The sequence below is a fragment of the Mycobacterium sp. genome, from assembly GCF_049278535.1.
Taxonomy (GTDB): Bacteria; Actinomycetota; Actinomycetes; order Mycobacteriales; family Mycobacteriaceae; genus Mycobacterium.
On the sequence record NZ_JBAPMI010000024.1, the window covers coordinates 1 to 2,898 of the forward strand.

The following is a 2,898-nucleotide window of genomic DNA, read 5'->3' on the forward strand; positions in this document are numbered from 1 at the left end:
GCCTTTTGCTGCTCGGGTTCGGTCAGGGCGTGTAGCGCGGCGTTGGCCAGCTCACCAGCGCTGCGGTAGCGGTCCTCGGGATTCTTGGCCATGCCTTTCGCGATCACCTGATCGAGGGCCGGCGGAACCTTCCCGGGCCGGAGCTGGCTGGGTCGCGGCGCTGGCTCCATCAGGTGTGCGGCGACGAGCCGTTCGATGCTGTCGCCACGGAACGGCGGTGCACCGATCAGACATTCGCCCAGCACACAGGCCAGCGAATAGATGTCGGCACGATAAGTGACCTGATTGTCGCTGAATCGCTCGGGGGCCATGTACTTATAGGTCCCCACCGCCATGCCGGTCTGGGTCAACCCGGGATCGGTGCCGGCGCGGGCGATACCGAAATCCAGTAGATACGCGAAATCATCGCCGGTGATCAGGATGTTTTCCGGCTTCACGTCCCGGTGGGTGACGCCGCCGGCATGCGCGGCGTCCAAGGCAGCGGCGACCTGGCGCACGATAGCCACCGCCCGCGGCGGACTCATCGGCCCGGTCCGCTTCAGCACGCTGGCCAAGTCGGCGCCCTCGATCAGGCGCATGTCCAAATACAGCTGCCCGTTGATCTCGCCGTAGTCGTGGATGGGCACGACATGCGGCTCGGTCAACCGCCCGGCGGCGCCGGCCTCGCGTTGCATCCGAACCCGAAACATCGGGTCGCCCGAAAAGTCCGGTGAGATCAGCTTGAGCGCCACCACCCGACCCTTGCGGGTGTCCTCGGCCTCGTAGACCTCGCCCATGCCGCCTCGCCCCAGCAGCCGCATGAGCCGATAGGGCCCAAACCACGACCCGACCCGCGAACCCGATTGACTGTTGCTCACTGTCGACGCTCCATCACGAGATATCGTTCACGGCCGCTGACAGTTTCGACTGAAACGAGCTCGGCATCGGGATGTATCCGTATTGGTCCAGGCCGTCTTGTCCGGCCCCAATTGTGGCTTGCATGAACGCTTTTACCGCCGCCCCGGTCGACGAATCCGGGTACCTCGAGCAGACGATCTCGTAGGTGGCAAGCACGATCGGATAGGCGCCGGCCTGAGACGGCTTGTAGAACGACGAGGTGTCGACCACCAGATCGTTGCCTTCCCCGGCGAATTTCGCCCCCGCGATCGTCTTGCCAACCGACGCGGCTGTGATCGTCACCGGATCCGGACCAGCCGACGTCACGATCTGGGCCATGCTCAACTGGTGGCCGACCGCGAACGACCACTCGTTGTAGGTGATCGACCCATTAGTGGATCGCAGCGCCGCTGAGGTGCCCTCGTTTCCGGTCGCGCCCTGGCCGACACCACCGTCGAAGGTCTCGTCGGTGCCTTTGCCCCAAGCGCCGTCGGACGCCGCGTCGAGATACTTCTGGAAGTTGTAGGTAGTGCCGGACTTGTCGTCGCGGAAGACCACGTTGATCGGCGTCGCCGGCAGATTGATATCGGCGTTGAGCGCCTTGATCGCCGGATCGTTCCACAGGGTGATAGCTCCGTTGAAGATTTTCGCGGTGGTGGCGCCGTCGAGGTTCAACGCATTGACGCCGTCGAGGTTGTAGGTGACCGCGATCGGGCCGAATACCGCCGGCAGATCCCAGGCAGGTGAGCTGCAACGCTGCTGCGCCTTGTCGGGTTCGCCCTTCGCCGGATCCAGAGGCTTGTCGGAGCCGCCCAGATCGGTTTCATTGTTGACGAACTGCTGCACGCCGGCGCCGGAGCCATTTGCCTTGTAGTCCAACGTAAAGCCCGGGCAGGCGCGGATATAGGCGTAAACGAACTGCTCGATCGCATTCGTTTGCGCAGTCGAACCGCTGGCCTGCAGTTTCTTCTTGCCGCTGCAGCTGACGGGTACCGATGGCGTCGCCGAACCAGACGAGGATGACGAGGAAGTGCTGCTGCTACCGCATCCCGATAACAACAGGGCGCCGACAACCAGCAGGCTCAGCGCCGCTGTACGTCGGGTGCCCTTCACAAAACTCCTCCAGATCCGTTGATCGGCCGCTGAACACCAGTACCGCTCCGCAACCGATCGCTGAGCCTACCGTTAACAGCAAACCTTCTAGAGCTTAATAAAAAGTGAACGGCGGCTTTGTGGCGGCTTTGCGTGTCGCGCGGATTTGCTGAATCAAACCGCGGCGTCGACCGCCATCAGAAATTCCAGTAGCAGCGCGTTGGTGTCATCGGACCGTTCGATCTGCGGGCAATGACCCGCAGCCTCGACAACGGCCGAGCGCCCCCGGGGAAGCTGGTCGGCGATCCCCTTCGCCCAGCCCGGCGGCAGCAGCTTGTCACAGGCGCCCTCGACGATCAGTGCCGGGATCGCGACGCGGTGGTAGGCCCGTTTACTCGACGGCGCGGGCGGCGGCGGCGCGCCCGGCCGCCGGAAGCGTGCGGCGGCGAGCGCCTCCCACGCGCCGGGAGCGACGCTGGATTCGTAACGACGCGCGACGTAGTCCTGGTCGGCGGGATAGCTCGGATCGTGGAAGAGCGCCTCGACGATGCGACGCATGGCCGGCACCGTCGCGTCGTAGTCGTAGAGCGCGTCGGTGTGCTGGTTGCGCTGGATCTCGCCGCCCCCGCAGATGGCCACCAGACTGCGCATCGGCAGCAGGGGTGCATCCGACGTGGCATCGACGAGCAGGTTGATCGCACCCATCGAGTTACCGACGAAGTGCGCCGAGCCGACACCGATTTCATCGCAGAACCGGGCGATATGCCGTATCCGCATCCCGCGGCCGTCGTTGAAGTCGACGACTTTGGCCGATAGCCCGAAGCCCAGCATGTCGGGCGCCAGCACTCTGTACCGCTCGGCAAGTGCGGGTATCGTTTTTTCCCAACTGATTTCGGCGCTGATGCCGAATTCACCACCATGCAGCAGTAT

At 64.1% G+C, this 2,898-nt stretch carries 3 protein-coding genes; all 3 read right to left on the reverse strand.

Translation table 11 applies throughout. The features are described 5' to 3' along the window. Positions 1-800 (reverse strand): serine/threonine-protein kinase (locus WAO18_RS01205; protein ID WP_422203192.1); only part of this gene is annotated, 800 nt, incomplete at its 3' end. 70 nt (positions 801-870) lie between these two features. Further along, the gene (gene pstS, locus WAO18_RS01210) at positions 871-1,989 is read right to left on the reverse strand and encodes a phosphate ABC transporter substrate-binding protein PstS (protein WP_422203189.1); all 1,119 of its coding nucleotides are present in this window, start codon (positions 1,987-1,989) and stop codon (positions 871-873) included. Positions 1,990-2,142: 153 nt separating this feature from the next. After that, the coding region (locus WAO18_RS01215; RefSeq protein WP_422203190.1) for an alpha/beta fold hydrolase at positions 2,143-2,898 on the reverse strand (756 nt) is incomplete at its 5' end.